The sequence below is a fragment of the Clostridium sp. AF34-13 genome, from assembly GCF_003477845.1.
In the GTDB taxonomy this organism is placed as follows: Bacteria; Bacillota; Clostridia; order Lachnospirales; family Lachnospiraceae; genus Butyribacter; species Butyribacter intestini.
Map to the genome: position 1 here is coordinate 48640 of NZ_QUEB01000014.1, position 26623 is coordinate 75262.

Annotated in this window: 28 protein-coding genes; 25 read left to right on the plus strand and 3 right to left on the minus strand. The window is 37.3% G+C overall.

Annotated features, from left to right (window positions below; genetic code table 11):
- Nucleotides 1-284 precede the first annotated feature (284 nt).
- From DWZ63_RS12120 to yajC, 8 genes are all read left to right on the plus strand, one after another.
- On the plus strand, nt 285-545 hold the full coding sequence (locus DWZ63_RS12120; RefSeq protein ID WP_118500037.1) for an AbrB/MazE/SpoVT family DNA-binding domain-containing protein: 261 nt from the start codon (nt 285-287) through the stop codon (nt 543-545).
- Nucleotides 542-940 carry a putative toxin-antitoxin system toxin component, PIN family gene (locus DWZ63_RS12125; protein WP_055945728.1) on the plus strand — a complete coding sequence of 133 codons (399 nt, stop codon included), beginning with the start codon at nt 542-544 and terminating at the stop codon, nt 938-940. The genes DWZ63_RS12120 and DWZ63_RS12125 overlap by 4 nt, the downstream gene beginning before the upstream one ends.
- Nucleotides 941-990: 50 nt before the next feature.
- On the plus strand, nt 991-1770 hold the full coding sequence (locus DWZ63_RS12130) for a hypothetical protein (RefSeq protein WP_118500038.1): 780 nt from the start codon (nt 991-993) through the stop codon (nt 1768-1770).
- Nucleotides 1767-2600 (plus strand): patatin family protein, encoded by an 834-nt coding sequence (locus tag DWZ63_RS12135; protein WP_055945732.1) that lies wholly within the window; start codon nt 1767-1769, stop codon nt 2598-2600. Before DWZ63_RS12130 ends, DWZ63_RS12135 begins: the two co-directional genes overlap by 4 nt.
- A gap of 235 nt (nt 2601-2835) precedes the next feature.
- Nucleotides 2836-3708 carry a class II fructose-1,6-bisphosphate aldolase gene (gene fba, locus DWZ63_RS12140; protein WP_055945734.1) on the plus strand — a complete coding sequence of 291 codons (873 nt, stop codon included), beginning with the start codon at nt 2836-2838 and terminating at the stop codon, nt 3706-3708.
- Nucleotides 3709-3917: 209 nt separating this feature from the next.
- Nucleotides 3918-4400: a hypothetical protein gene (locus tag DWZ63_RS12145; RefSeq protein ID WP_055945736.1), complete on the plus strand. Its 483-nt coding sequence runs from the start codon at nt 3918-3920 to the stop codon at nt 4398-4400.
- A gap of 164 nt (nt 4401-4564) precedes the next feature.
- Nucleotides 4565-5698, plus strand: coding sequence for a tRNA guanosine(34) transglycosylase Tgt (gene tgt, locus DWZ63_RS12150; protein WP_022015034.1), 1134 nt, complete (start codon nt 4565-4567; stop codon nt 5696-5698).
- Complete coding sequence (gene yajC / locus DWZ63_RS12155; protein WP_118500039.1) at nt 5695-6033, plus strand: preprotein translocase subunit YajC; 339 nt, start codon at nt 5695-5697, stop codon at nt 6031-6033. The genes tgt and yajC overlap by 4 nt, the downstream gene beginning before the upstream one ends.
- A 385-nt stretch (nt 6034-6418) precedes the next feature.
- Here the strand turns inward: yajC and DWZ63_RS12160 are convergent, their stop codons facing one another.
- Nucleotides 6419-7324, minus strand: a complete 906-nt coding sequence (locus tag DWZ63_RS12160) for a PHP domain-containing protein (RefSeq protein WP_182431516.1) — start codon at nt 7322-7324, stop codon at nt 6419-6421.
- Nucleotides 7325-7587: 263 nt separating this feature from the next.
- On the opposite strand from DWZ63_RS12160, the gene DWZ63_RS12165 reads away from it, so the two are divergent.
- From DWZ63_RS12165 to DWZ63_RS12175, 3 genes are all read left to right on the plus strand, one after another.
- Complete coding sequence (locus DWZ63_RS12165; protein ID WP_182431517.1) at nt 7588-7950, plus strand: TIGR04086 family membrane protein; 363 nt, start codon at nt 7588-7590, stop codon at nt 7948-7950.
- A gap of 174 nt (nt 7951-8124) precedes the next feature.
- Nucleotides 8125-9066 (plus strand): polysaccharide deacetylase family protein, encoded by a 942-nt coding sequence (locus DWZ63_RS12170; protein ID WP_055945743.1) that lies wholly within the window; start codon nt 8125-8127, stop codon nt 9064-9066.
- Nucleotides 9067-9185: 119 nt separating this feature from the next.
- Nucleotides 9186-11411 carry a protein translocase subunit SecDF gene (locus tag DWZ63_RS12175; RefSeq protein ID WP_022015029.1) on the plus strand — a complete coding sequence of 742 codons (2226 nt, stop codon included), beginning with the start codon at nt 9186-9188 and terminating at the stop codon, nt 11409-11411.
- 88 nt (nt 11412-11499) lie between these two features.
- Here DWZ63_RS12175 and prmA read toward each other — a convergent pair whose 3' ends face one another.
- Complete coding sequence (prmA, locus tag DWZ63_RS12180) at nt 11500-12537, minus strand: 50S ribosomal protein L11 methyltransferase (RefSeq protein ID WP_182431518.1); 1038 nt, start codon at nt 12535-12537, stop codon at nt 11500-11502.
- Nucleotides 12538-12862: 325 nt separating this feature from the next.
- Between prmA and DWZ63_RS12185 the strand changes: the two genes are divergently transcribed.
- From DWZ63_RS12185 to DWZ63_RS12195, 3 genes are all read left to right on the plus strand, one after another.
- Nucleotides 12863-13198, plus strand: a complete 336-nt coding sequence (locus DWZ63_RS12185) for a nucleotidyltransferase domain-containing protein (RefSeq protein WP_118500043.1) — start codon at nt 12863-12865, stop codon at nt 13196-13198.
- Between the two features lie 124 nt (nt 13199-13322).
- A complete protein-coding gene (gene recJ / locus DWZ63_RS12190; protein ID WP_118500044.1) occupies nt 13323-15062 on the plus strand; it encodes a single-stranded-DNA-specific exonuclease RecJ in 1740 nt (579 codons plus the stop codon).
- Nucleotides 15063-15263: 201 nt separating this feature from the next.
- Nucleotides 15264-15932, plus strand: a complete 669-nt coding sequence (locus DWZ63_RS12195; protein ID WP_118500045.1) for a hypothetical protein — start codon at nt 15264-15266, stop codon at nt 15930-15932.
- Nucleotides 15933-16242: 310 nt separating this feature from the next.
- Here the strand turns inward: DWZ63_RS12195 and DWZ63_RS12200 are convergent, their stop codons facing one another.
- Nucleotides 16243-16746: a hypothetical protein gene (locus tag DWZ63_RS12200; protein WP_118500046.1), complete on the minus strand. Its 504-nt coding sequence runs from the start codon at nt 16744-16746 to the stop codon at nt 16243-16245.
- 221 nt (nt 16747-16967) lie between these two features.
- Between DWZ63_RS12200 and mreB the strand changes: the two genes are divergently transcribed.
- From mreB to DWZ63_RS12260, 11 genes are all read left to right on the plus strand, one after another.
- Entirely contained in the window at nt 16968-17963 is a 996-nt protein-coding gene (mreB, locus tag DWZ63_RS12205) for a rod shape-determining protein MreB (protein ID WP_022015150.1), read from the plus strand.
- Between the two features lie 155 nt (nt 17964-18118).
- The gene (locus DWZ63_RS12210) at nt 18119-18892 is read left to right on the plus strand and encodes a flagellar hook-basal body protein (RefSeq protein ID WP_118500047.1); all 774 of its coding nucleotides are present in this window, start codon (nt 18119-18121) and stop codon (nt 18890-18892) included.
- A 109-nt stretch (nt 18893-19001) separates the two neighbouring features.
- Nucleotides 19002-19820, plus strand: a complete 819-nt coding sequence (flgG, locus tag DWZ63_RS12215; RefSeq protein WP_022015152.1) for a flagellar basal-body rod protein FlgG — start codon at nt 19002-19004, stop codon at nt 19818-19820.
- A gap of 12 nt (nt 19821-19832) precedes the next feature.
- Complete coding sequence (locus tag DWZ63_RS12220) at nt 19833-20174, plus strand: rod-binding protein (protein WP_118500048.1); 342 nt, start codon at nt 19833-19835, stop codon at nt 20172-20174.
- Between the two features lie 180 nt (nt 20175-20354).
- Nucleotides 20355-22598 carry an ATP-dependent RecD-like DNA helicase gene (locus DWZ63_RS12225; protein ID WP_118500049.1) on the plus strand — a complete coding sequence of 748 codons (2244 nt, stop codon included), beginning with the start codon at nt 20355-20357 and terminating at the stop codon, nt 22596-22598.
- A gap of 254 nt (nt 22599-22852) precedes the next feature.
- Nucleotides 22853-23062 carry a hypothetical protein gene (locus DWZ63_RS12230; RefSeq protein ID WP_147353232.1) on the plus strand — a complete coding sequence of 70 codons (210 nt, stop codon included), beginning with the start codon at nt 22853-22855 and terminating at the stop codon, nt 23060-23062.
- Between the two features lie 292 nt (nt 23063-23354).
- Nucleotides 23355-23756, plus strand: coding sequence for a flagellar protein (locus DWZ63_RS12240; RefSeq protein WP_118500052.1), 402 nt, complete (start codon nt 23355-23357; stop codon nt 23754-23756).
- A 41-nt stretch (nt 23757-23797) separates the two neighbouring features.
- Entirely contained in the window at nt 23798-24241 is a 444-nt protein-coding gene (locus DWZ63_RS12245; protein WP_243020614.1) for a chemotaxis protein CheX, read from the plus strand.
- Between the two features lie 113 nt (nt 24242-24354).
- Nucleotides 24355-24762, plus strand: a complete 408-nt coding sequence (locus tag DWZ63_RS12250) for a response regulator (protein WP_055945767.1) — start codon at nt 24355-24357, stop codon at nt 24760-24762.
- A 317-nt stretch (nt 24763-25079) separates the two neighbouring features.
- Nucleotides 25080-25538, plus strand: a complete 459-nt coding sequence (locus DWZ63_RS12255) for a MarR family transcriptional regulator (protein WP_022015159.1) — start codon at nt 25080-25082, stop codon at nt 25536-25538.
- The gene (locus tag DWZ63_RS12260) at nt 25535-26512 is read left to right on the plus strand and encodes a beta-ketoacyl-ACP synthase III (RefSeq protein WP_118500053.1); all 978 of its coding nucleotides are present in this window, start codon (nt 25535-25537) and stop codon (nt 26510-26512) included. Before DWZ63_RS12255 ends, DWZ63_RS12260 begins: the two co-directional genes overlap by 4 nt.
- Nucleotides 26513-26623 lie beyond the last annotated feature (111 nt).

A 26623-nucleotide genomic window follows, 5' to 3' on the forward strand; every position in this document is an offset into this window, starting at 1 on the left:
TTTTATATAAGAAAATTTAAGTCTGAGTTTAACCGCTCAGACTATTTTCTTTTTAAAATGAGAAGTAATATTTCAAGAATTAAGAGATTGTTCTTATCTCATTTCTAAATGTAGTGACGGAAAAGAGAAAAAAGTTGTAAAACACATGAGTTGTATATTGGATGATGAATATAGATTTTCACATCAGGCAGAATAAAGATATAAGTTGCTATTTATATCGGAAATGATTATACTGATATTACAATGAAAGTAAGGGATTTCTTACAGTGAAGGGAGGAAGAAAGATGGATTTAGCAAAAGTTACATCTAAGGGGCAGGTAACAATTCCTATTGATATTCGTAAAAAGCTTGGTCTGAAAAATGGTGATAAAGTGTTGTTTGTTGAAGAAGCAGGAAGAATATATATGATAAATTCATCAATGGATGCTTTCAGAGAAGCTCAGATGGAATTTGCGGGTGAAGCTGACAGAGTAGGACTTAGAGATGATGAAGATGTTGTAAATATGATTAAAGAATTGAGGAAAGAGGGTGTTGTGGACAGATGAGAATTATGCTTGATACAAACGTGATTATATCAGCATTATTATTTCCGAGTAAAAGAATGAATGATATGATGGATTATATTTTTACACAACATCAGCTCGTTTTATCTTCTTATGTAGTTGAAGAACTAAAAAGCGTTGTAAAACGCAAGTTTCCTGCTAAGGAATATGCGATAGAAAAGTTACTCATGGTAATGAGCTATGAATATGTTTATACACCTAAGAAAATGGATGAAACTCTTTTTAATATAAGAGACTGTAAAGACTATCCGGTTTTATATACGGCAATAATAGAGGATGTGGATATATTGATTACGGGAGACAAGGATTTTTCTGATGTAAATATAGAAAAACCAGAGATAATTACTCCCGGAGAGTTTATCGAAAAATATATTTAGTAATATTTTTATAGAGAAATTTACAAACCACAACAAGAGGAGGCACCGCTATGAATATCGAAGAAAACATAAAATTATTTCAGCAGTACCAGAAAAGCAACAAACTCGAAAAAGCATCGGAAATGGTTGATGTGATAGCAGATACACTTAAAACAGATGGCAGAACTGTTTTATGTGCAAATCATATTTTAGAGTTTTATCTGTTTGAATATTATTTTAAGACGAGAGATTATGAGGCGGTGAGGTATCCCATGCATCGTATGTATCATTCTCTTGCAAAAAAATATATGGAGAGGATGCATTTTGACAAAGCATATGAAAAACTGGAGAAGGCAGCGGAGTGGAATCGGGTCGATATGGATATTTACTGGGAAAAGACCGAGTGCTTAAAACAGCTTGGGGAACTTAAAAAACTTAAAGAAACGACAAAAGAACTTCACAAATTTATATATACGAGGGCGGATATTGCCCGTTATTATCGAAATATAGCTTATTATTATGTGGAGAAAAAAGAGCCCGAAAAGGCAATGATGCTATATACATACAGCAATATGTTCAGTCACAGCAAGACTGCCGACAGTGAGATTAACTTCCTTGAAACTGCTCTTGGCAGGGAGTGCCCGGAATATACTGTTGAGCAGATACAAAAGGATGTAAAGAAAATTAAACTGCCTGTCGGTATATCAGAGACAACGCTTGCTATACTTTTCAGGGCAGGACAGCTTGAACTGGAGCAGGGGGACAAGGCTTCCGGATTAGAATGTATGGAAGTTTTGTATCAGGTGACAGGCGATGAAAATATAAGAAAGATCGTAGAGGGAAATTCATGACAGGAGTATTATTTGAAGGTGGTTCGTTCAGACCGGTTTTCAGTTGCGGAGTGATGGATGCGTTACTGGAAGAGGATATTATTTTTCCGTATTGTATAGGTGTTTCAGCAGGTGCGGCGGATGCTGCATCATATATTTCAAAGCAGAAAGAGAGAAACATAAGGATACTTGAAAAATATCGCAATGATAAAAGGTATTTAAGTAAAAGAAATTTTATAAAAGAAAGAAGTATATTTGGGCTTGACTTTGTGTTCAGAGAGATACCAAACAGTCTTGACCCATTCGATATGAAAACTTTCAAAGATTATAAAGGCAGCTTTGTAATAGTTACGACGGATGCGAAAACCGGCAAGGTACATTATTTTAACCAGAATGATGTGGATGAGACATTCGAGGTGTTTTGTGCAACCTGTGCATTACCGGGTGCGTGTCCGCCGGCAAAGATAAATGGCAGAAAATATTATGACGGGGGACTTTCAAATCCCATTCCAATAGATAAATGCCTTGAGGATGGTTGTGACAAGATGCTTATAGTCCTTACACAGCCTGACGGATTTGTGAAAACTCCAAGAAAATCAGAAAAAAACATAGCAAAGATAATGAAATTAAAATATCCAAAGATAGCAGATGAACTTCTTAACAGATGTGACAAATACAATGAGTCTGTAAAAATGTGCGAAAAGCTCGAAAAAGCAGGCAAGGCAGTAATACTCAGACCACGCTGTAAACTAAACAGTCTTGAAAGTGATGTTAGCACATTAAGAAAAACATATGAGATGGGAAAAGAAGTCGCAAAAGCTAATATGGAAAAGATAAAGTTTATAGAGTAACGGTTCTGCTATAAAAATATATTGTAATACAATCAACTGTTTTTTGCATTATAAATTATCTTTTTATGGCAGAAAGATGGCACTATATAAAAAAATGATTTGATTTTTATAAGAAATAGTATATAATAAAACTGATTGAGAAAAGTTAAGCCTAGAAAGCCTTGTTTAAAAGGTTCTGGGAAAATAAAGTTCCTGCTACACATCAGGGACAAGTCTAAAGATGGAGGATTTTAAAATGAGTAGATTAGTTTCAGCAAAAGAAATGCTTACAAAAGCTAAAGCTGGTAAGTACGCAGTAGGTCAGTTTAACATCAACAACTTAGAGTGGACAAAGTCTATTTTACAGACAGCACAGGAATTACAGTCACCTGTTATCCTTGGTGTATCTGAAGGTGCAGGAAAGTATATGTGTGGTTATAAAACAGTCGTAGGTATGGTAGAGGGAATGCTTGAGGAATTAGACATTACTGTTCCTGTAGCACTTCATCTTGACCACGGTTCATTTGAAGGTGCAAAAGCTTGTATCAACGCAGGATTTTCTTCAATCATGTTTGATGGTTCAAGCCTTCCAATCGATGAAAATGTTCAGAAAACAACAGAATTAGTAAATACATGTAATATTCTTGGTCTTTCTCTTGAAGCTGAAGTAGGTTCAATCGGCGGAGAAGAAGACGGAGTTATCGGTGCCGGTGAGTGTGCAGATCCTGATGAGTGTAAGAAAGTTGCAGACCTTGGTGTTACAATGCTTGCAGCAGGTATCGGAAATATTCACGGTAAATATCCTGAAAACTGGGCAGGACTCAGCTTTGAGACACTTGATGCTATCCAGGCTAAGACAGGAGATATGCCTCTCGTTCTTCACGGTGGTACAGGAATCCCTGCTGATATGATTAAGAAAGCTATCTCTCTTGGTGTTGCAAAGATTAATGTAAACACAGAGTGCCAGTTAGCATTCCAGGAAGCTACACGTAAGTATATCGAAGCTGGCAAGGACTTAGAGGGAAAGGGATTTGATCCTCGTAAACTTCTTGCTCCTGGTGCAGAAGCAATCAAAGCAACTGTAAAAGAGAAGATGGAACTCTTCGGATCAGTTGGAAAAGCTAACTAAAAAGTGAGCCATAATTAAAATGGTATTTTAAGGCTTAGAAAAGTTATCAGACAGCTTTGCAGTATATATTGCTGCAAAGTTGTTTTTCCTTTATAATAAAATATAAAAATTATCTAAAAACCGACTAAAATGCAGTGTTTTTTGCATTGTCTAAAAATTATAACCATAAATTTTTAAGCTATAATGCCCGGAAGGAGTAATTATATTATATGACTAAAAACGAATTTTTATCCATACTTAGGGATAGTCTGGCGGGAAATGTGCCTTCTGATGTTATCAATGAAAATATAAGTTATTACAGGGATTATATTGAAAATAATGATAAAGCTGAAAGTCAGGTGCTTGAAGAACTTGGTGATCCAAGACTTATAGCCAGGACTATCATAGACAGTTTTATTGCTGAAAAAGGACCTATGGCTGATTTTTATACAAAACAGGCAAGAGACGAATATCGCGGAAATTATGATAATGCATCATCATATGACAATAATTATGAAGATGATTATGATAATGGCTACAACCGTTTTTCTTTAAAATGGTATGATAAATTATTGGGAATAATAATTATCATAGTGGTGGCAGCACTGGTTCTTGCACTAGGTGCAGTCGCTCTTGGAATATTCTTTAGGATAATACTTCCGCTTATAGTTATATATTTTGTAGTTAAGTTTATAATGGAAAGGTTGACATAAAGGTTCACACAGTGTTAATATCCTTATTGTCCGTAAAATAAGAGTGAACAAAAAGCACTGGTTTAGCTATAGACAGCAGTTTGGTATTATATAGTGCGGACAGTGCGTAAAGCGTACAATACAGTGTTTATAAATAAAACTGATTTTATTAGAATGGAGTAAAAATGTATAAGATATTATGTAAAGATGGCAGTGCAAAAAGAGGCCGTCTTGAAACGGTACATGGAACGATAGAAACACCGGTATTTATGAATGTTGCAACAGTTGGAGCAATGAAAGGTGCAGTTTCGACGGAGGATTTGCAGCATTTGAAAACACAGGTTGTATTGAGTAATACTTACCATCTTCATGTCAGACCGGGTGATGAAATTGTTAAAAAGATGGGTGGATTGCATAAATTTATGACTTGGGACAAACCTATTCTTACCGATTCAGGCGGATTTCAGGTTTTTTCGCTTGCCGGACTCAGAAAGATAAAAGAGGAGGGCGTTTATTTTAATTCCCATATAGATGGAAGAAAAATATTTATGGGACCTGAACAGAGTATGCAGATTCAGTCAAATATAGCTTCAACGATAGCTATGGCATTTGACGAGTGTCCTCCGCATCCTGCAACAAGACAGTATATGCAGAATTCTGTTGACAGGACAACGAGATGGCTTGAGAGATGTAAAAAGGAGATGGACAGACTTAACTCGCTTGATACTACGATAAATAAGTCCCAGCTTCTTTTTGGAATAAACCAGGGCGGAACTTTTGAGGACATACGAGTAGAACACGCAAAGAGAATATCAGAGCTTAACCTTGACGGTTATGCACTTGGAGGGCTTGCAGTAGGTGAAAGTCATGCTGAGATGTACGATATTATCGAAAAGACAGTACCATATCTGCCGGAGGACAAGCCGACATATCTTATGGGAGTCGGAACTCCTGCAAATATTCTCGAGGCAGTAGAGCGTGGAGTTGATTTCTTTGACTGTGTATATCCGGCAAGAAACGGCCGTCACGGTCATGCCTATACAAATCACGGCAAGATGAACCTTATGAATAAAAAATATGAGCTTGATGACAGACCGCTTGATGAGACTTGCGACTGTCCTACCTGCCGTAAGTACAGCAGAGCTTATATAAGACATCTCTTAAAGGCAAAGGAAATGCTTGGTTTAAGACTTATGGTAACGCACAACCTTTATTTCTATAACAGCATGATGGAAGAAATTCGTGATGCTATTGAAAAAGGGTGTTTTAAAGAATATAAAAAGAAAAAATTAGAACAGCTTGAGGAGGAAGCAAAATGAATTTGACAACAACATTGTTAGCAACAAAAGCAGGCGGAACACAGAGTATAATAAGTATGGTTGTAATATATGCGGCTATCATTGCGATTTTCTGGTTCTTTGCAATCAGACCACAGAAGAAGCAGCAGAAAGAGCATGATGCACTTGTATCTACGCTTGCAGTAGGTGACAGCATACTCACAACAAGCGGATTTTTCGGTGTTGTAATCGACATTATGGATGAAGTAGTTATCGTAGAATTTGGAAACAACAAGAACTGCCGTATTCCTATGAAGAAGGAAAATATTGTGGAGATAGACAAGCAGGAAGAAGAAGCTAAAGCTACAAAGAAATAAGTTGTTGTGCCGCATTTAAGATATGTACGGCAATATAAGCAATGCTGTGAACAGGCAGCAGAGCGGACTCAGAATATCCGTTTGACTTATCCATAAAATTTAAAAAGCTGTAAATTCACATATCTTTGTGGATTTGCAGCTTTTTTATGTTATAGGAAACTTCTCGTTTCCCATAACATAAAAACACTCCGTGAGGATGCGCATTTCGCGGAAAAGAAATAAATGCTACGCATTCCGCTTAAGCGCGAAAGAGTCGCAAGCGACTCTTTGTTCTTGTTGTAAATATTTGGTAAATCCAAATATTTTTTTGAAATTATAAATATCTATAAAATTCTAAAACTTTTTTGGTTGTAATTTTTTTGAAAACTTAAACTTTGTCAGTACACTAGGCATTTTCAGCATAATCCAAAACATTTTTTGTGAATTCTGAAGGCTTTGCGGCTTTTGCAATATTAATGAGATACTCGAAAGGAATACTCAATGTTCCACGGCCCGTACCCATATCTATAGCCGGTTTGTTACTGCCGTGGAAGTCTGAGCCGCCGCTTGGAAGAAGCTCGTATTTGTTGCAAAGTTTTCGTGCATATGTCTCATCCTGTGTCGTGTGATTTGAATATTTTGCCTCCATACCTTTAAGTCCGGCAGCTTTAAGACGGACGATAAGAGTTTCAAGTTCTTTTTCTTCGAGTTTATAGTGGAGAGGGTGTGCAAGGATAGGAACACCGCCCGATTCGAGAATAAGTTCGATACCCTCCTCAGGAGTGATATATTTTCTTGGAACATAGAATGGACAATGTGTGTCGAGATATTTATCAAAAGCCTCGGCAGCATTTTTTACAATACCGTGTTTTATAAGCCATCTTGCAAAGTGTGCTCTTGTTATAACGGTGTCAGGATTGCCATCCTGAAGTTCTTCATAGGTCATATTGATGGAAGCGTTGTTGAATTTTGCTACCATTTCCTTGTTTCTCTCAACTCTTCTTGAAACTAAAAGATCAGAAATTTTGGTAAATGCAGGATTTTTGTAGTCGATAAAAAGCCCGACTATGTGAATATCCCCGTCTTTATATCCTACAGAAAGTTCAGTTCCGGGAACAAAAAGAACGGGTGCGTTTTGTTCTTTAATGGCGGTAATCGCACTTTCTATTCCGCCTACTGCATCGTGGTCGGTGAGAGCAAATGCAGCGAGATTTTTTTCAACTGCTTTTTTAACAAGCTCTGCCGGAGAAAATGTTCCATCTGAAAAAGTTGAATGTGTGTGTAAGTCTACTGTTTTTATCATATTGTTCATGTAATGCCTCATTTCTTTTTTATGTACTTTTTATAGTGTTGTCTGGAATGCCGCAAAAGGTATTTTGCCCCTGACATCATGTAATATAACAAAAGTTTAACATAAAAAAGGATAAAAATGAATAGACATGAAAAAGAAAGGTGTGAACAGTAAATGATGTTTAGTCATGCAAAGGCAAAGTGTAAATGTTATTTATTACATCTAGGCACACCAATAGGGATATTTGGCTTTGCAGGTATATGCCGGTCAGAATGGAGGTTGTTATGGCGGAGAAGATAGTGAAAAATTATATGATAATATTGGTAATTCAGATTTTACTGACCGTGGTAATATTATTTGCGACTTCGGCAATAATATGGAAGTGTGCGGGAGATGAGAGTATGGTTAGTGCCGTTGTCACAGGGACATACATAATAGTAAGTCTTGTGGGGGGCTTTACTGCCGGAAAAATGTTTGAAAAAAACAGGTATCTTTGGGGAATACTGGCAGGGATATTGTATTTTGCCGTACTTATAGCAGCAGGTGCAGCAATTTTTAAGACATTTAAATTTGAGAGCAGTATGATTATTAATGGAATTATATGTATGACATCAGGCATGGTAGGTGGAATGATTTCACATAAATAATGACGGCAGAATACGGCCGGCTGAAATTATGGGATTGCTGCAATACAGCCTATTTTTTTTATACTGTAATGCAACATTAAAAATATATATAAAACTTAATAAAAAAGTAAGCACATATTACAAAAAATGTGTTATCATGAATATAAAGTAACATAGTGGAAGGCAGGGAGTGTTATGAAACGCAGAGATGAAATGAGAATAGAAAGCTATAGAGAAAGAGCAGTGCGAAGCAGGCGGCGCAGGGAGCGTGAACTTAAAAAGACGAGATTTATTCTTATGAATGCGGCGATAGCTTTAGTTGTGATACTTATTGTGTTTGTTGTTGCGATTATTAAATTAAATGGAAAAGGAAACAGCGGCAGCAAAGATTATACACAGGAAAATATAAAAAAGAAAGACACAAAAAAAGCTAAGAAGCCGGTCATGACGGCAACTCCGGCACCTACGAAGAAAGCCGTAACGCAGAATACAGGTGTCGGTGCAAAAAAGTGGATAAGGACAGATCTTGACAAAGACAAGCCGATGATAGCTTTGTCATTTGATGACGGTCCATACACACCGGTTACATCCAAGATTTTAAAGGTTTTGAAAAAGTATGATTCAAGGGCTACATTCTTTGTTGTTGGAAACAGAATACAGACATATAAAGAGATATTAAAAGAGTCGTACGACATGGGAAATCAGATTGGAAGCCACACATATGACCATGAGGATTTAAGTAAAAAGAATAAAAAGCAGCTTATATCTGAGATGAGAAAGACAAATAGAGAACTTCGCTCAGTTATAGGATGTAATGCGACGCTTATCAGACCTCCATATGGAAATATAAGTGATCTTATGAGAAAAGTCATCAAAATTCCGATGATGTACTGGAGTGTTGATACAGATGACTGGAAATGGAGAAATACGGCAAAGATTCTTGCTGGGTGCAAAAATGTAAAGGATGGAGATATAATACTTATGCATGATCTTTATCCGAGTACGGCAAATGCAGTAAAGAAGCTTGTTCCAAGGTTAAGGAAAAAGGGGTATCAGCTCGTAACGATAGATGAATTGTTTTATTATAAAGGAATAAAGGCGAAAGCCGGAAAAGTTTATGCGAGTGGAAGAAAATAGTTATTAAAAAAATTTGCCAATATGCTGTTTGCTATGGTATAATACAATTTAGCGTGGCTTATTGTACGGTAAACTACGGTAATCATGTTTTAAGTATTAAGTAAAAGGAGAAAAACAGCATGAAGGACAAGAAAAAAGGATTATTGCATTTGTTTATCATAATAGCAATAATCGGACTCTGTTCTTATATAACATTAGTAGGTATCACTAGTGCACATAAGGGCAGTGCCAAAAACATTAAACTTGGTTTGGACTTAGCCGGTGGTGTAAGTATCACATATGAAGCTACTAAGGACAATCCAACGGCAACGGAGATGAAAGATACCATTCAGATGATGCAGCAGCGTGCAGAGGTTTACAGCACAGAGTCTTCAGTAGTTCAGGTGGGTGACAATCGTATTGAGATTGATATACCGGGTGTTGCGGATGCAGATGAGGTTCTTAAATCACTTGGTAAAGAGGGTTCACTTGACTTTGTAGCAGAGGATGATATGAAGCTTGATAAAAAGGGAAATCCTCAATACACAAAGACCGTATGTACAGGTAAACATATCAAAAAGGCTGAGGCAGGTACACAGCAGAATGAAGTTACAAAGAATAAAGAATATGTAGTTGAACTTTCATTTAATGCAAAGGGTACAAAGTTATTTGCGGATGCGACAAAAGCCGCTTATCCTACAAAAAAGAAGATTTATATTGTATATGACGGAAAAGTGCTTTCTGATCCAAATGTTCAGGCTGAGATTACAGACGGAAAAGCAGTTATTTCCGGAAGCTTTGACACATATGACAAGGCAGAAGAACTTGCATCAATGATTCGTATCGGTGCACTTCCGGTAGAACTTAAGGAAATCCAGTCACAGGTAGTTGGAGCACAGCTTGGTCAGGATGCCATTCAGACAAGTTTACTTGCCGGTGCAATAGGTTTTGCTCTTGTAGTAATATTTATGCTTGTATTCTACAGACTTCCGGGACTTGCAGCTTCTATAGCACTTGTTTTTTACCTCGTGCTGATGCTTGTAGCATTAAACGGATTGAATATAACGCTTACACTTCCGGGTGTGGCAGGTATCATACTTAATATAGGTATGGCGGTTGATGCGAATGTTATCATATTTACCCGTATCAAGGAAGAACTGGCTAAGGGCAAATCAGTTCAGACAAGTATTAAGCTTGGTTTTGAAAAAGCTCTTTCAGCCATCGTTGATGGTAATGTTACAACGCTTATCGCCGCATTCGTACTTTATATAAAAGGATCAGGAACTATAAGAGGTTTTGCAACAACACTTGCAATGGGTATTATCCTCTCAATGTTTACTGCACTTTACATCACAAAATATATTCTTCAGGCAATGTATTCACTTGGTGTGGATGATGTAAAATATTTTGGTGTGGAGAAACCTAGAAGACAGATTAAATTCGTTCAGAACAGGGTTAAATTCTTTGTTATCTCAGGAGTGCTTATTGCTGGATGTGTTGTTTGTCTTATAGTAAATAAGGCAACATCAGGAAACATATTAAATTATGGTCTTGACTTCCTCGGTGGTACAACATATGACATACCATTTGGCAAAGATACAAAGATTGATTCAAGTCTTAAGAAAGAGGTTGAGTCTATCTTTGCAAAGAACAGCAACTCAAACGATATAGTAATATCAGAGGTTTCAGGTTCTAATGAACTTAATGTAAAGACTGTTGAGCTTACAGAAGAACAGAGAGCTAATGTTACAAATGAGCTTTCTAAGAAATACAGTATTAAAGAGAAAAATATCCAGATACAGAGTATCAGTGCTTCGGTATCAGGCGAGATGAAGCGTGATGCCGTACTTGCGGTAATAATAGCAGCAATCTGTATGCTTATTTATATTTGGTTTAGATTTAAAGATATTGTATTCGCAGGAAGTGCCGTACTTGCATTGCTTCATGATGTTATAGTAGTGCTTCTTGTATATGCAGCAGCAAAGATTTCAGTAGGAAATACATTTATTGCCTGTATGCTTACGATAGTGGGTTACTCAATAAATGCGACTATCGTCATATTCGACCGTATCCGTGAAAACATTGGAACACGTTCATCTATTACTGACGAGAGACTTTCAGAGATAGTAAATGACAGTATTACACAGACATTGACAAGAAGTATCAATACATCACTTACAACATTCTTCATGGTATTCATGCTTGCAATACTTGGAGTAGATTCAGTAAGAGAGTTTGCTATACCGCTTCTTGCAGGTATCGTTTGTGGTGCATACTCATCAGTATGTATAACAGGTACACTCTGGTACACGATTAAAAAAGCAACACACAATAAGAGTGGAAAGGCTGCTAAGAAAGCTAAATAAAGTTTTTGGAAAGTTACAGGAAAAAACCCCATAAGGCACAACTTATGGGGTTTTGTGTTCATATGATGGGGTACATAACGCATTAGCTTTATTTACATTTGCATACAAATGATACCCACTCACCAAGGGTGTTTTTCTCGATTATCTCAAAATTATTTTTTAGAAGTGCTTCTTCGACAAGGTCAGCTTTTTCGGCTAGTATTCCGGATGAGATAAAAAGACCGCCGGGTTTGATAAAGTTTGCAATGCAGTCTGAGAGCGGTATGATAACATCGGCGAGAATGTTCGCAACTGCAATGTCAACAGGTTCTTTTAATTCGTTTCGGACATTTTCGGTATCTTCAAGTATATTAAGGTGCTTAGCTTTGATGCGTGTTTCTTCTATATTATTAAGTGCGGCATTTTCAATCGTTGCCTCAACTGCATATGGGTCTATGTCAAGACAGAATGCAGATTTTGCACCGCAGAGCAGTGAGCATATCGCAAGGATTCCACTTCCGCAGCCTGCATCAAGAAGCGTGGTTTCTGTGGTGATATATTTTCTGAGTGACAAAAGACAGAGTTTTGTTGTCTCGTGAGTTCCGGTTCCAAAGGCAGAACCGGGATCTATCTGCATTATTATGTCATTTTCAGATGCATCCTCAGGAACTTCCTCCCATGTCGGTTTTATGATAATATCATCAGCGACCCTGAAAGCTTTAAAATTATCTTTCCACTTATTTTTCCACTGGCTGTCATCCTCAATGGAATAGCTTATGTGCGGTATTTTTATGTGGGTAAATTTCTTGATTTTTTTAATCTTCTTTTTTAATCTTCTGATAAGAACCTCAGGCTCTAATATTTCTTTTTCGCTGTCAGAAATATCCTCGTCCCTAATAGAAGAACCGGTGCTGAAAAATTCCGTATTTTCCTCACCGGGAACTTCAGTGTAAAAAGTAAGAATGGAACTTCCGTCATCAGCTCCCATATCGGCAGGAATATCTGTGTACATTTGTTTTTCCTCCTTTTCAGTCAGAGGGACATGGTCTTTTATTTCAAAACCGTCGATACCCATAGAACAGAGGATGTTTCCTATAATAGGTGCGTCATGTGTGTTTGTGTGCAATTCGTATTTAAGCCAGTTCATAATTAAAATCCTTTCGTTGCGTTTTATATATTGTGAATGTATGATGCTATTCATTAGTGACTAAATTTTAAAGGATTTCAGTTCTATGTACCATTAGCATAGACTGAAATCGAAATCATTGCTTGAATAGTAATGATTTTAGCACAGATGATGGAAAAAGTGTAGTCGTAAGGCTTACGGTGAACTTGTTGAGGAGAAGTTTTTGTGTTAAGCTATAGGTGATTTTGGATATTTTGAAGAAGTAAAAGAAGCAGAGTTTGCATGATAAATTTAAAAATGTTTGCAGGTAAGAATACCTAAAAGGCGAAAAAGGGGGAAAAGCAAAATGCCTGATATGATTTTAAATATAATAAACGAATATGTAGCATCTGTAAAAAAAATATTTGGGACATATTTAAGAAAAGTCATAGTATATGGTTCATATGCAAGGGGAGATTATAATGAGAAGTCAGATATAGATATTATGTTTATTGTGACTTTAAATGAAAATGAAATACATGAAAAATTTAACGATGTATGTGATATTGCATTTGAATATGAAATGAAGTACGGAATAGTGATTTCGCCTATTATAAAAAATGATAAACATTTTGAAAAATGGATGGAGGTGCTTCCGTTCTACCAGAATGTTGTCAAGGAGGGAGTATGTGTATATGAATAAAGAAGCGGATAGATTAAATTTAAGCAAATATCGTTTGGAAAGTGCTGAAAGCACATATAGAACTAGCTAAAACAGTCATATATCAAGTGAAAGAATACCTAAAATACAAAACAGGAGATTTCCAATGAAACAGTGGATGTATAAAAAATGTAATGCCGATACCGCGGCAGTTGCGAAAAGATATAATATTTCTGAGATATTTGCGAGAGTTCTTGTAAACAGGGGACTCCATTCATGGAAAGCAATGGATGCTTATATTTTTCCAGATATGGAAAAAATGTATAGACCTGAGCTTATGAAAGATCTCACTAAGGCAGCGGATATTCTTGTAAATGCGATAAATGATAAAATCAAGATAAGAGTTATAGGTGATTATGATGTTGATGGGGTTATGTCGTCGTATATTCTTTACCGGGGGATAAGGATGCTCGGTGGAGAGGTGTCCTGTCGTATTCCGCATAGGGTAAAGGACGGCTATGGTATCCGTGATTACATGGTTGACGAGGCGGCAGATGACGGATTCGGTCTTATTATCACCTGTGACAATGGAATATCTGCCGTAGGTGCGGCTAAAAGGGCAAAAGAGCTTGGCATTATATATATTCTTACGGATCATCATGAAGTGCCGGATAAGGATGGGGTGGAGATTATTCCAGTTGCAGATGCAGTTGTTGACCCGAAGCAAAAAGCGTGTACCTATCCCTATAATATGCTTTGTGGTGCAGGTGTTGTCTATAAACTTATGAGTTATATTTTTGAGGGGAAAAATGACAAGTCATATATAAATGAACTTCTTCCGTTTGCGGCAGCTGCAACGGTGTGTGATGTTGTACCGCTCGCTGATGAAAACAGGATAATAGTGAGCAATGGACTTAAGATACTCAACGATACTGCACATCTTAAAAATACCGGTATGCGAAAGATGATAGAACTTCTTGAACTGTCTGAACATATAAAATCAGGGTCTCTCGGTTTTCGTATAGGTCCGTGCATAAATGCAGCGGGGAGACTTGATGATGCCTCACTCGGTCTTAAGATGCTTATGACCGAAGATGAAAAAGAAGCAGTAAAACTTGCAAATGAACTGATAACGCTTAACGAGGAGAGAAAGGAACTAACGGCACAGGCAACGGATGATGCAATTACACAGATTGAGGAAACGAATGCACTTGAAAGACCTGTACTTGTAGTTTATCTTAAAGACTGCCATGAGAGTGTTGCGGGCATAGTGGCTGGGCGGATAAGGGAGAAATACTACAGACCGGCATATATACTTACCGACGGTGAAAAAGGGCTGAAAGGTTCTGGACGCTCAATACCAGGGTATCATATGCAGCAGGCATTGCAAAACTGTCAGGAACTGCTCACTGAATTTGGAGGCCATGCACTGGCGGCAGGTTTTTCGCTGCCAAAAGAAAATCTTGGAAAATTTAGGGAAACTTTAAATGAGCAATGCGGTCTTTCTGATGAGCAGCTTGTTGAAAAAGTAAGTTTTGATATGGAACTTGAGCTGTCGAAAGCCACAAAAAATCTTGTAGAACAGCTTCAATATATGGAGCCTTTTGGTGAGTCAAATGACAGTGCCGTGTTTGCGAGAGGAAAGCTTAAGATAAGTTCGATGTATCTCTGCGGAAAAGAAAATCAGATTGCAAAATTAAAGCTTGAAGATGACGGACTTTTGTATGAAGCGGTGGATTTTCATGCGGATAACTGCCTTTCAAGGGTGATAGAGGGAAAATATGGAGCCGGTGAATGGGAAAAAATGAAGCAGGGAAAATTCGGACAGCAGATAAGTATTCTCTATCAGCCTGAGATAAATAACTGGAGTGGAAATGTGCAGATGAAGATTGTTGATTGTATGTAGGGGATAGTATTTGTGTATGACGGCTGTGTGTAGGGATAATTAACAAGACAAAAGCGTATTGAAATAGATGTTGCTGACTTTGCCGGTTAATGCTATTATATGTAATATAACCAAGTTTTGTGCAATAAATGGCACGCAATAGTACATAAATACAAATTGAAATGATTTTTTGGAATTTTTAAATAACACAGGAGGAGTTTTATGTCAGATTTATCTTCTTTATCTGCGATAGCAGGTTTGTCGGGACTTAATGAGAGGGATTCTTATTACCAGTATCTTATAAACAACAATTCGACCAGCACTATGCTTAATGCGTTGTCCGGGGATTCGAGTGATAGTGACAGCAGTAGCAGTCTGTCAGGGATTACAAATCTTCTTAGTCAGGCATCCTCACTTACAGGAGCAGGTTCTTCATCTCTTTCGGGATTGTCATCACTGCTTGGAAGTTCTACGAGTGACGGTGATATTTCATCACTTGGCACTATTTCAAGTTTTTCCCAGATATTAAAGACATATCTCACGGCAGAACAGACTGAAGCGGCAAAGATGGCAAATACAATGTCGGAGGCTCTTAAAGAAGCAGACGCAAACGGAGAGGATAAATCTTTGACCACATATAAGACAGTGCAGGAATTATATGATTATTTTACAAGTAAGGCAAGTGCTGAGGGAAAGTCTAATATTGCATCAGCGGCGGATTCGACAGGAACAAAGAGTTCATCGGTTTCAGATACAGATAGCAGCACAAGTGAACAAAGTCTTGCATCAGCCGGACAGGCATCAGCGGCGGAGTTTGATTTTGACGGTTTTGAGAGTGATGTTGACAGCAGCATAGAGTCAGTGATGGCATCAACGGGTATTACCATGTAGATAAAATGCAAGGGCTGGGAATCAGAGTTTCGCCCTTGCATTATTTTTTATTGTATGATGTTAGGGTCAAAAGTAGATAGCAATGCATGTTTATATGCAAATTGCTATCTACTGGCTTGACCCACCAAACACCGACAATAAGAATGGAGGCGTTTGCAGGATTGCGAAAATTGCGTAGCAATGAAGCAATCCGGAGCATTAGTGAGACACCATTTTTTTAAATCAGCAATTTTAAAAATTAACTTCAGGCTGTGCTTAGTGTGCAATTATAACAAATAATAGTGCTGACACACTCCTGCTATGTTGCCATTTATATATTCAGGTTTATAAAATCATGATGAATTTTAAAATGAAATATTATCTTGGCTAAAAAGCGTGATATTATGTATATTATAAGCATAAAACTGGGAATAATATTTACCGGGTAAGAAAATACATTTTTTTGTATCAAAACATTTTGCCATACAACAAGAAGCAGTGAAATAAGTATAAAATTATAATTCTCTGCTTTATATTTTTTATACGAAAAATTATATTTTTTTGCAGTCTGGCTAAGTGTAAAAGAACATTCCCTGTCGGAAACATCAGCCTTTTTTGGGGAAGCAGTATTTTTATCCGGGGATGTTTCAAGATTAACTGCAAATCTGAGAGCAGCAGGGAAAATGATTCCTGCAAGAAGAATATATCCGGGGATAATGTTCATCGGATATAATGTTATGATAAGAAGAGCAAATATCAGATATTTGGATATAATAAGTCCCATATACCTGCTTATAATGTTTAATTCGTGATTTATTTCTTTAGCCTGTGACATAATAATCCTCATTTCCATGTATGATAAATATATATATAAACATTATAAACAGTATAGCAAATTTAGTCAAAAATGACAAAAATCTTACAATTTGCTTTTAAATTGAAAAGGGTCTTTAAAATTGAAAGCAAATGGTATATAATAAATTGGAATATGTAGAAATATGCTGAAAAATAAAATAGTGAAATATGAAAGTAAATGTATCGAAAGGAGAAACAGAGATGGTAGGTAGCGATATCGGAATAGATCTTGGTACAGCAAATGTACTTGTTTATATAAAAGGAAAAGGTGTTGTTTTAAGAGAGCCTTCAGTTGTTGCTTTTGACAGGGATACAAATAAGATTAAGGCTATAGGTGAAGATGCAAGACTTATGCTTGGTCGTACGCCTGGAAATATCGTAGCAGTTCGTCCGCTTCGCCAGGGTGTTATTTCTGATTATACAGTTACTGAGAAGATGCTCAGATACTTTATTCAGAAATCTTGTGGAAAGAGCCGTTTCAGAAAGCCACGCATAAGTGTATGTGTACCTAGTGGTGTTACTGAAGTTGAAAAGAAAGCAGTAGAGGATGCCACTTATGAAGCAGGTGCAAGAGAAGTTGCAATCATAGAGGAGCCTATTGCAGCAGCTATTGGTGCAGGAATAGATATTTCAAAGCCATGTGGAAATATGATAGTTGATATAGGTGGTGGTACGGCAGACATTGCTGTTATCTCGCTTGGCGGTACAGTTGTAAGCACTTCTATAAAAGTAGCAGGTGACAACTTTGATGATGCTATCGTAAGATATATGAGAAAAACGCACAATCTTCTTATCGGTGAGAGAACAGCTGAGGAAATCAAGATAAAGATAGGTTCTGCTTATCAGCGTCCTGAGGTTGTTACTATGGATGTAAGAGGTAGAAACCTTGTTACAGGTCTTCCAAAGACTATTACGGTTACATCTGATGAGACACTTGAGGCACTTAAGGAGATTACTTCACAGATTGTTGAAGCAGTGCACAGCGTACTTGAGAAGACTCCGCCTGAACTTGCAGCCGATGTATCAGACAGAGGAATTGTCCTTACCGGTGGCGGAAGTCTTTTATATGGTCTTGAAGAGCTTATCGAGGAAAAGACAGGAATCACGACTATGACAGCAGAGGAGCCTATGACAGCAGTAGCCGTAGGTACAGGAAAATTTGTTGAGTTTTTGGCAGGAAAGCGTGACGACGACTAAAGAAAAGATGTGATTTTGACGATAAATCAAGTATGAAAGTGTCTGTGCAGCAGCTGGGTATGAAGCAGTTGTTTAAGATTGCATTTTAGAATAAGCTGATATGGTATATGCATCAGACAGATTAAGAGTTTGTTCCTTATGAAAGGGGATAGTAGATGGTTAGAGGATTATATACTGCCTACACGGGTATGGCTAATGAACAAAAGAGACTTGACATTATATCAAACAATCTTGCCAATTCAGCAACAGTCGGATATAAGGAAGAGAATGTTACGAGTAAGTCATTTAAGGATTTTATGATAACAAAGATAAGAGATGGCTCAGAGGCATATGTTGACAGAGAAATTGGTGCGATGAATCCGGGTGTCAAGATAGGCGAAACATATATGAACTGGGATCAGGGTTCCCTTCGTGAGACGGACAACACATATGATATGGCTATTCAGGGAAATGGTTTTTTTGCCATAAAAGTAGTTGACAAAAATGGTGATTCATCCATCAAATATACACGAAACGGTCAGTTTACCATTACAAATGAGGGTTATGTTGTTGATGTTGACGGAAACAGACTTCAGGGAGCCAACGGTGATGTGCAGGTTCCGGTAGATGCTACAGATGTAGCAATCAAGTTAAATGGTGCGGTATATGCAAATGGCGAGCAGGTTGATACCATTACACTTACTGATTTTGAGGATTACAATTATCTTGATTTGTACGGTGACAATATGTATAACGCAGTTGATGGAGCTAAGACAAAGAGTTCAACAGCTACCATTCTTCAGGGATTTACGGAACAGTCAAATGTTAATGTAGTTGATGAAATGGTTTCAATGATAACTATTACGCGTGCATATGAAGCAGGTCAGAAGATGATAAAGACACAGGACAGTCTGCTTGAGCAGGCGGTTTCAAGTGTAGGTAAGGTCTGATAAAATATAATGTTGTCATTTGTCATAATTATTCAAATGGCATATATTAAGCAGTAAAGTCAGCAATGTATTTCAAACGGAATATACATGACAGAAATGGAGAGGCATTATGATGAGATCGCTTTGGACTGCTGCTTCGGGCATGAAAGCTCAGCAGACAAGTCTTGATATTATTTCAAATAACTTATCAAATATAAATACAACAGGATATAAGAAAGAGACAGCAGAGTTTCGTTCACTCTTATATCAGAACATTCAGAAACAGACTACTGACACAAACGGTCAGGAAAAGCCTATCGGTGCACAGGTTGGTCTTGGTGTAAAGGTCGCTGCCGTTGGAACGACTTTTAAACAGGGCAATTTTGCAACTACTGATGGTGCATTTGATTTTGCGATAAACGGCAAAGGTTTCTTTATGATAGAACAGCCTGACGGAAGTATTGCCTATACAAGAAACGGTAATTTTCAGCTTTCAGTTAATACATCAGGTGGTCTTACCCTTTCTACATCAGATGGATATGCAGTGCTTGATTCAACAGGAAATCCTATCACTTTTGATGCAAATGTAGATACGACAAAGCTTACTTTTGACAATTATGGAAATATCAAATATGTAGATGCTACGGGAAATGCCCAAAATCTTGGAATTGCCATCGGAATTGCACAGTACAACAATCCGGCAGGTCTTGAAAAAATGGGTGACAGTTATTTTAAAGAGTCAGTTGCATCAGGAACACCGAGAATAGAAGGTCAGGATGCAAATCTTCAGAGAAGTGTCGTAAAGAACGGTTACCTTGAAAGTTCAAGTGTGCAGGCAGTTGATGAGATGGTTGATATGATTGTTACACAGCGTGCATATGAGATGAATTCAAAGGCTATAACTGCATCAGATGAGATGCTCCAGCAGGCAAACAACTTAAGATCTTAAGGAGGTTAGGATATGGGTTCAGTTTTAGATGTTTCATCAATATACAATTCATATTCATCAAAGCTTGGTTCTACATCCGCGGATTCGATTGAGAGTACATTAAAGAGTACAAATTCTTCCACAGATTCAGAAAAGCTTATGGATGTATGTAAAGACTTTGAGTCATATTTCGTGCAGAAGATTATCGAGGAGTCAAAGAAAACACTTGATAACGAGGATGAACAGGGAGAGTATATGCAATATTTTTCAGATACATTAAACCAGGAATATTCAAAAATCATTACGGATAATGGTGGAACAGGTCTTGCACAGCAGTTATATGATTCGTTAAAAGGTACATATAATATAAAGTAAAAATAGCATTTAGTTATGCACTTGAACGCAGAATAAACATCCCATCGCTTCTGGTAAGCGGTGGGATGCTTGTGTTAGTGGGATTTAAAAAGACCTGCTGACAGACCGGCGGCTGCGTTCATGAGCAGGAAGTGAAAGCGGATTGCTAATGTCCGTTTTACTAAGGAATAGAGGGTTATTATGAAACAGGTAGAGGGATATGTAGAGAGAATTACATATAGAAATGAAGATAACGGCTATAGTGTCATTTATCTTTCAAACCCGGAGCCAAAAGCTGATGAGGATGATGAGGTCTGCTGTGTCGGATATTTTTCATTTGTATCTGAGGGAGAGTATCTTGTCATAAACGGCAGGGAGACAGTGCATAAAAGCTATGGACCGCAGATACAGGTAGAAAGTTACGAGAGTAAAAGACCAAGTAGCCAGGTAGCGATAGAAAAATATCTGGGTTCGGGTGCAATAAAGGGCATAGGTGCTGCACTTGCCGCAAGAATAGTGAGAAGATTCGGAGAAAAAACTTTTGAGATTATAGAAAATGAACCTGAGAGACTGGCTGAGATAAAAGGCATAAGCATGAAGATGGCAGTAAGTGTTGCCAAGCAGTTTAATGACAAAAGGCAGATGCGTCAGTCAGTCATATTTCTTCAGGAATATGGTATATCTGTAAATATGGCAGTAAAGATATACAAATTTTATGGAGAGAAGATTTATGAGATTATGCAGCAAAATCCTTACAGGCTTGCGGAAGATATAGCAGGCATAGGTTTTAAGATAGCAGACACGATAGCACTTAAAGCCGGATTTAATCAGGATAGTGAATTTAGGATTAAGGCAGGCATACTGTATGTTTTGCAACAGTCCGGTTCAAACGGACATTGTTATCTTCCGGAGACAGAGCTTATCGACGAGACAGCAGGACTGCTTGGTATAGAAAGAGAAAATGTCGAGAGAGAGCTTGACAATCTTACTTTAAACAAAGAACTTGTAATAGAGGAATGTGACGGAGAGAGGAGACTTTACCAGAGTAATCTTTATTATATGGAGATGAACTGCGGGCGTATGCTTCACGATCTCAATATCCCGTATAAGATAAAGCCTGCCGTACTTGAAAAGAAAATAGCTGCAATCGAAAAAAAGGATAAGATAGAACTCGATAAAATGCAAAAGGATGCGGTGTTTCAGGCTGTCCAAAATGGTATTATGATAATAACCGGTGGTCCGGGAACAGGTAAGACAACGACGATAAATACTATTATCCAGATAATGGAGAGTGAAGGATTTGATATACTTCTCGCTGCACCTACAGGCAGGGCGGCAAAGCGTATGTCAGAAACTTCCGGTATGGAAGCACAGACGATACACAGGATGCTTGAGATAGACGGAGGCTCACTCGACGATGACAGAGGCGGTATGCACTTTGAGAGAAATGAGACAAAACCACTCGAAGCAGATGTTATAATAGTTGACGAATTTTCAATGGTCGATATTTATATGCTAAATGCTCTGTTAAAGGCAATAATTCCGGGAACGAGACTTATAATGGTGGGTGATGTGAACCAGCTTCCGTCAGTAGGACCCGGAAATGTGTTGAAAGACATGATAAAATCTGAGTTTTGCAATGTTGTGAAATTAAACAGGATATTCAGACAGGCGGCGGAGAGTCAGATAGTTACAAATGCCCATAAGATAAATGACGGGGAACAAATATCTCTCGACAATAAAAATATGGATTTTTTCCATCTGGAGAGAAGTGCAGGGAAAGATGTTATCAATGTCACGGTACAGCTTATAATGAAAAATCTGCCGCCGTATGTTGATGCGACCAGCTATGATATTCAGGTGCTTACGCCGATGAGAAAAGGTGAGCTTGGCGTGGAAAACTTAAACAAGGTTTTGCAGGCATATATGAATCCTAGGATGGACGGAAAAAATGAGCACGAATTTCACGGAGTTATTTTCAGGGAAAATGACAAAGTTATGCAGATAAAAAATAATTATCAGATTAAATGGGAGAGGAAAAACCGCTTTGGCGATGTATATGAGGAAGGAACAGGCGTGTTCAATGGTGACACCGGCATAATAAAACAGATTATAGAAGCTGCGGAAGTTGTATATGTCGAATATGAGGAAGGCAAGATTGTAGAATATAATTTCAGCGATATGGACGAGATGGAACTTGCCTATGCGATAACTATACATAAATCGCAAGGCAGCGAATATCCGGCAGTTATTCTTCCGATAATATCCGGACCGAGGATGCTGCTTAACAGGAATTTATTATATACGGCGGTGACAAGGGCTAAGAAATGTGTAACCATAGTGGGAAGCAGTGACACTGTCCGGAGAATGATAAAAAATGTAAATGAGCAGAAAAGATATTCGACATTGTGTCAGAGAATTATAGAAATGGGGGAGTATAAATAGAAACTGCAAAGATTATAAAACAGATAGCGGAGGGGTTTGCGGAAATTTTATATCCATACAGATGTCCGGTATGTGACGATGTGCTCAGTATAGGTGTAAAGACAACTTTATGCCGTAAATGCATTAACCGTGTGGAAAGAGTGGCAGAGCCATCGTGTATGAGATGTGGCAAACCTCTTGAGGATGAAACAATGCAATATTGTTATTCCTGCAAAAACAATCAACATTTATATGAACAGGGCAAGGCGGCATTTGTGTATAACAGAAGTATGAAAAGTTCTATTGCTGCGTTTAAGTATGGAGCAAGAAAAGAATATGGAAGGTACTATGCTGCTGAACTTGCAAAAAAACATGAAAGCTGGATTAAAAAACAGGGGCACAGGCACTTATACCGGTTCCTATACATAAAGAGAGACATAAAAAAAGAGGCTATAATCAGGCAAAGGTCATTGCAGATTATTTAGAGGGTGAAACAGGAATACCGGTTATTGACGATTATCTCATCAGAATAAAAAATACGGAAGCACTAAAAGAATTAAGTGCAGCCGAAAGGAAAGCAAGTTTGGAAGATGCTTTTTTAGTATCAGAGACAAGCAAATTGTTGTATCGTAATTTAAGGTGTGTTATACTTGTAGATGATATATATACAACAGGAAGTACAATCAATGAATGTGCCGCCACACTTAAAAAATCAGGAGTATTGAAAGTTTATTTTTTATGTGCCTGTATAGGAAAGGACCAAGGAGGGGAATAGATATGGATGTAAGGAATTGTAAAAATTGTGGAAAATTATTTCAGTATGTGGGTAAACCGTTATGCCCGGCATGCAATAAAAAACTTGAGGATAAATTTTTTGAAGTAAGGGATTATATTTATGAAAACCCAACTGCAAACATGAGTCAGGTGTCTGAGGAGATGGAGGTACCTATCCAGCAGATTAAAAAGTGGGTGAGAGAGGAGAGACTTGCATTTTCAAAGGATTCAGGTATCACCATATCATGTGAAAAATGCGGAAAACCTATCCTTACGGGAAGATTTTGCAATGAATGTAAGAAAACAATGCAAAAAGATTTGTCAAAAATGTATGGGACTGAAAATAAGGTTCAAAAGAGTTCGGCAAAGGATCCTAATGGAAAAATGCGTTTCCTTAAAAACTGATTAAATGAGCAGTAAGTGAAAGGGGGAGCGCTTTGACTGAAATGAAGGTTGGAAAAATATTTGATGATGCATTTATATCAATTTCAAAAAAACTTATATCTTTGGATTTAAGGCGAAAAAAAGAAGAGATAATTAGTGTAAAATGTATGGAATTTGTAAAAACCAAAGGTAAGTTTAATTCAACGATAATTTGCGGGTTTTCATCAGATATATTTGATGCGATAATAATTGGAATGAATGATGGAAAGATGCCGTCAGAGGACGAAAAAGTATTATATATAAATGAGTATGTAAATATAATATGTGGAAGGGCATTATCCGAAATAAATAACAGATTGGGCAGAACATCAAGGCTTACTGTACCTATGATGTGTTCTGATAAAGAGAGCATTGATATTGATGATTCTGAGATGGAAAATGAAGTTTTATTTTATGAAACAGAATTTGGAAATATAGAAGTTTGCATTTATTATAAAATAATATAATGATGCAAAAGTAAAATGCAGATAACAATCAGTAATATGCAGTATTATATTGTGGCTTATACACAAAAGATATGCATATTAAATAAGAGTCTGCGTGTAAAGGAGGAAATATAATGGACAAAACAACTATAATTGTGGTAGATGATTCACCATTTGCATCAAAGCAGATAAAAGATCTTGTAGAAGAAAACGGGTATGAAGTGATAGGTTATGCAAAAAGCGGTGAGGAAGGCATAAAAATGTATGAGAAACTTCATCCGGACATAGTCATTCTCGACATAATAATGCCGGGAATTGACGGGATAGAGACAGCAGAAATTCTTTTTAAAAGTGATCCGTCTGCAACAATACTTATGCTAAGTTCACTTTGTGATACAGGAACATTAGAGGAAGTAAGAGCAATAGGAGTTAAATATCTGATTCCAAAGCCATGGGAGGATGATGTGCTTCTTGCAACACTTGAGTTGTTAAAAAAACATAGAGAAGAGTCACAGCAGGAGAATAATAATAAACAGGCGTGAACGGTGACAGGTAGTTTTAAAAACTGTTTTAAGTAGAGAAGAAAAGTTTTGAATATCAAAACAAATACTTTATAAATGGATAGAAAAAATAAAATAGCTGTATTTTTGTTAAAATTTCACAAAAATACAGCTATTTTATTGTGAAAAATCACAATGAAAGTGGTGTTGACGAATTGATAGATTTTAGAATATACTTTTAATTGTTTGGTAAAGTTTGATATACAAACTATTTTAATGTATAGGAAAATGCTTGTAACATAGTGTGATGCCAGGACAAAACACTGGTTTTGCCCTTGTTTAATGTATAGGAAAAACAAATGAATAATGTTTTAGGATCAATCAGTACAAATCTGATAAAATTATTTGATAATATTATGGAAGTGGAAGCCTATACCATAAAAAATGAGTATGGCAACAAGATTTCCATGACAGAAGTTCATACTATAGCTGCCATAGGAATGGCGGAGTTAAAAAGCATGAGTGAACTTGCTGCACAGCTTAATATCACTGTCGGAACATTGACAGTTGGGATAAATAATCTTGTAAAAAAAGGATTTGTGGAACGTTATAAGACTGAGCGTGACAGAAGGGTTGTTAAGATAGCATTGACAAAAGAAGGAAAAAAAATATACGCATTACATGAAAAATTTCATAAGGATATGGTATTTGCCCTTGTTAAAGGACTTAATGAAAATGAGATGGATGTTGTTGCGAAAGCACTTGACAATTTAGAAAGCTTTGTTGGAAAACGTTTTGAGAATGGAGAAAATAAATGATAACTACCAGAATTATTTCAACAGGTGCGTGTGTGCCTGAACAGGTTATCACAAATGATGATCTGTCAAAAATAGTTGATACGAGTGATGAATGGATAGCACAGAGAACTGGTATAAAAAGAAGACATATATCAGCAGGAGAGAATACATCATATTTTGCTATAAATACTGCAAGACAGGTGCTTGAGAGAGCAGAGGTTTCAGCGGAGGATGTTGACCTTATAATCGTGGCGAGTGTTACGGCAGATTATGGAACACCGTCCCTTGCCTGTATGGTTCAAAAGGAGATAGGTGCAGTAAATGCGGTGGCATTCGATGTAAATGCAGCGTGCAGCGGATTTATGTTTGCATTAAGCATAGCTGACAAATACATAAAAACAGGTATGTATGAAAATGCCATAGTCATAGGTGCAGAGACACTTTCAAAGATAGTTGACTGGAAAGACAGGTCAACCTGCGTATTGTTTGGAGATGGCTCAGGCGGTGCATATGTAGAAAAGTCAGAAGATGAGGGGATATTAAAAGAGGAACTCGGAGCGAAAGGTGAACTTTGGGATATTCTCACACAGGGTTATGTCGGATGTTCAAATGCATTTAATGAAGAACCACTTGAGAAAGACAATCTCTGGTATGTAAATATGGATGGCAGGGCAGTGTTTAAGTTTGCAACAAAAGCTGTCACAAAGAGCATAGAGAGAGTTATGGAGTCGGCAGGAGTAAAGCCTGAGGAGATAAAATATGTTGTGCCGCATCAGGCAAATGCAAGGATTGTTGACATAATTTCAAGAAAACTAGGTATAAGCAATGAAAAATGTTACAGGAATATGGCTGAGTATGGAAATACTTCTTCTGCAAGTATTCCTATTGTATTAAATGAGTTAAATGAAAAGGGACTTATTGAGAGAGGTGACAAACTTCTTCTCACAGGTTTCGGTGGCGGAATGACTTGGGGAACAATGCTCATTTCGTGGTAAACGGTTATCAGAAGATTTTATATTGACATTGTATGCCCGCATTTGCCGGCACAAATATTTTCATATAAAATTTTCATAACAAAAAATATATATATTTTAATCTATTTTTAG

Bases quoted from the DNA above. Each gene is read 5' to 3' on its own strand.
- DWZ63_RS12255 (WP_022015159.1), top strand. From the start codon at position 25,080: ATGAATAATGTTTTAGGATCAATCAGTACAAATCTGATAAAATTATTT.
- flgG (WP_022015152.1), top strand. From the start codon at position 19,002: ATGATGAGATCGCTTTGGACTGCTGCTTCGGGCATGAAAGCTCAGCAG.
- DWZ63_RS12130 (WP_118500038.1), top strand. From the start codon at position 991: ATGAATATCGAAGAAAACATAAAATTATTTCAGCAGTACCAGAAAAGC.
- DWZ63_RS12120 (WP_118500037.1), top strand. From the start codon at position 285: ATGGATTTAGCAAAAGTTACATCTAAGGGGCAGGTAACAATTCCTATT.
- DWZ63_RS12160 (WP_182431516.1), bottom strand. From the start codon at position 7,324: ATGAACAATATGATAAAAACAGTAGACTTACACACACATTCAACTTTT.
- yajC (WP_118500039.1), top strand. From the start codon at position 5,695: ATGAATTTGACAACAACATTGTTAGCAACAAAAGCAGGCGGAACACAG.
- DWZ63_RS12135 (WP_055945732.1), top strand. From the start codon at position 1,767: ATGACAGGAGTATTATTTGAAGGTGGTTCGTTCAGACCGGTTTTCAGT.
- DWZ63_RS12220 (WP_118500048.1), top strand. From the start codon at position 19,833: ATGGGTTCAGTTTTAGATGTTTCATCAATATACAATTCATATTCATCA.
- DWZ63_RS12170 (WP_055945743.1), top strand. From the start codon at position 8,125: ATGAAACGCAGAGATGAAATGAGAATAGAAAGCTATAGAGAAAGAGCA.
- DWZ63_RS12250 (WP_055945767.1), top strand. From the start codon at position 24,355: ATGGACAAAACAACTATAATTGTGGTAGATGATTCACCATTTGCATCA.
- prmA (WP_182431518.1), bottom strand. From the start codon at position 12,537: ATGAACTGGCTTAAATACGAATTGCACACAAACACACATGACGCACCT.
- DWZ63_RS12210 (WP_118500047.1), top strand. From the start codon at position 18,119: ATGGTTAGAGGATTATATACTGCCTACACGGGTATGGCTAATGAACAA.
- DWZ63_RS12245 (WP_243020614.1), top strand. From the start codon at position 23,798: ATGAAGGTTGGAAAAATATTTGATGATGCATTTATATCAATTTCAAAA.
- DWZ63_RS12125 (WP_055945728.1), top strand. From the start codon at position 542: ATGAGAATTATGCTTGATACAAACGTGATTATATCAGCATTATTATTT.
- fba (WP_055945734.1), top strand. From the start codon at position 2,836: ATGAGTAGATTAGTTTCAGCAAAAGAAATGCTTACAAAAGCTAAAGCT.
- DWZ63_RS12165 (WP_182431517.1), top strand. From the start codon at position 7,588: ATGGCGGAGAAGATAGTGAAAAATTATATGATAATATTGGTAATTCAG.
- recJ (WP_118500044.1), top strand. From the start codon at position 13,323: ATGAAACAGTGGATGTATAAAAAATGTAATGCCGATACCGCGGCAGTT.
- DWZ63_RS12225 (WP_118500049.1), top strand. From the start codon at position 20,355: ATGAAACAGGTAGAGGGATATGTAGAGAGAATTACATATAGAAATGAA.
- DWZ63_RS12195 (WP_118500045.1), top strand. From the start codon at position 15,264: ATGTCAGATTTATCTTCTTTATCTGCGATAGCAGGTTTGTCGGGACTT.
- mreB (WP_022015150.1), top strand. From the start codon at position 16,968: ATGGTAGGTAGCGATATCGGAATAGATCTTGGTACAGCAAATGTACTT.
- DWZ63_RS12200 (WP_118500046.1), bottom strand. From the start codon at position 16,746: ATGTCACAGGCTAAAGAAATAAATCACGAATTAAACATTATAAGCAGG.
- DWZ63_RS12145 (WP_055945736.1), top strand. From the start codon at position 3,918: ATGACTAAAAACGAATTTTTATCCATACTTAGGGATAGTCTGGCGGGA.
- DWZ63_RS12185 (WP_118500043.1), top strand. From the start codon at position 12,863: ATGCCTGATATGATTTTAAATATAATAAACGAATATGTAGCATCTGTA.
- DWZ63_RS12175 (WP_022015029.1), top strand. From the start codon at position 9,186: ATGAAGGACAAGAAAAAAGGATTATTGCATTTGTTTATCATAATAGCA.
- DWZ63_RS12260 (WP_118500053.1), top strand. From the start codon at position 25,535: ATGATAACTACCAGAATTATTTCAACAGGTGCGTGTGTGCCTGAACAG.
- tgt (WP_022015034.1), top strand. From the start codon at position 4,565: ATGTATAAGATATTATGTAAAGATGGCAGTGCAAAAAGAGGCCGTCTT.
- DWZ63_RS12240 (WP_118500052.1), top strand. From the start codon at position 23,355: ATGGATGTAAGGAATTGTAAAAATTGTGGAAAATTATTTCAGTATGTG.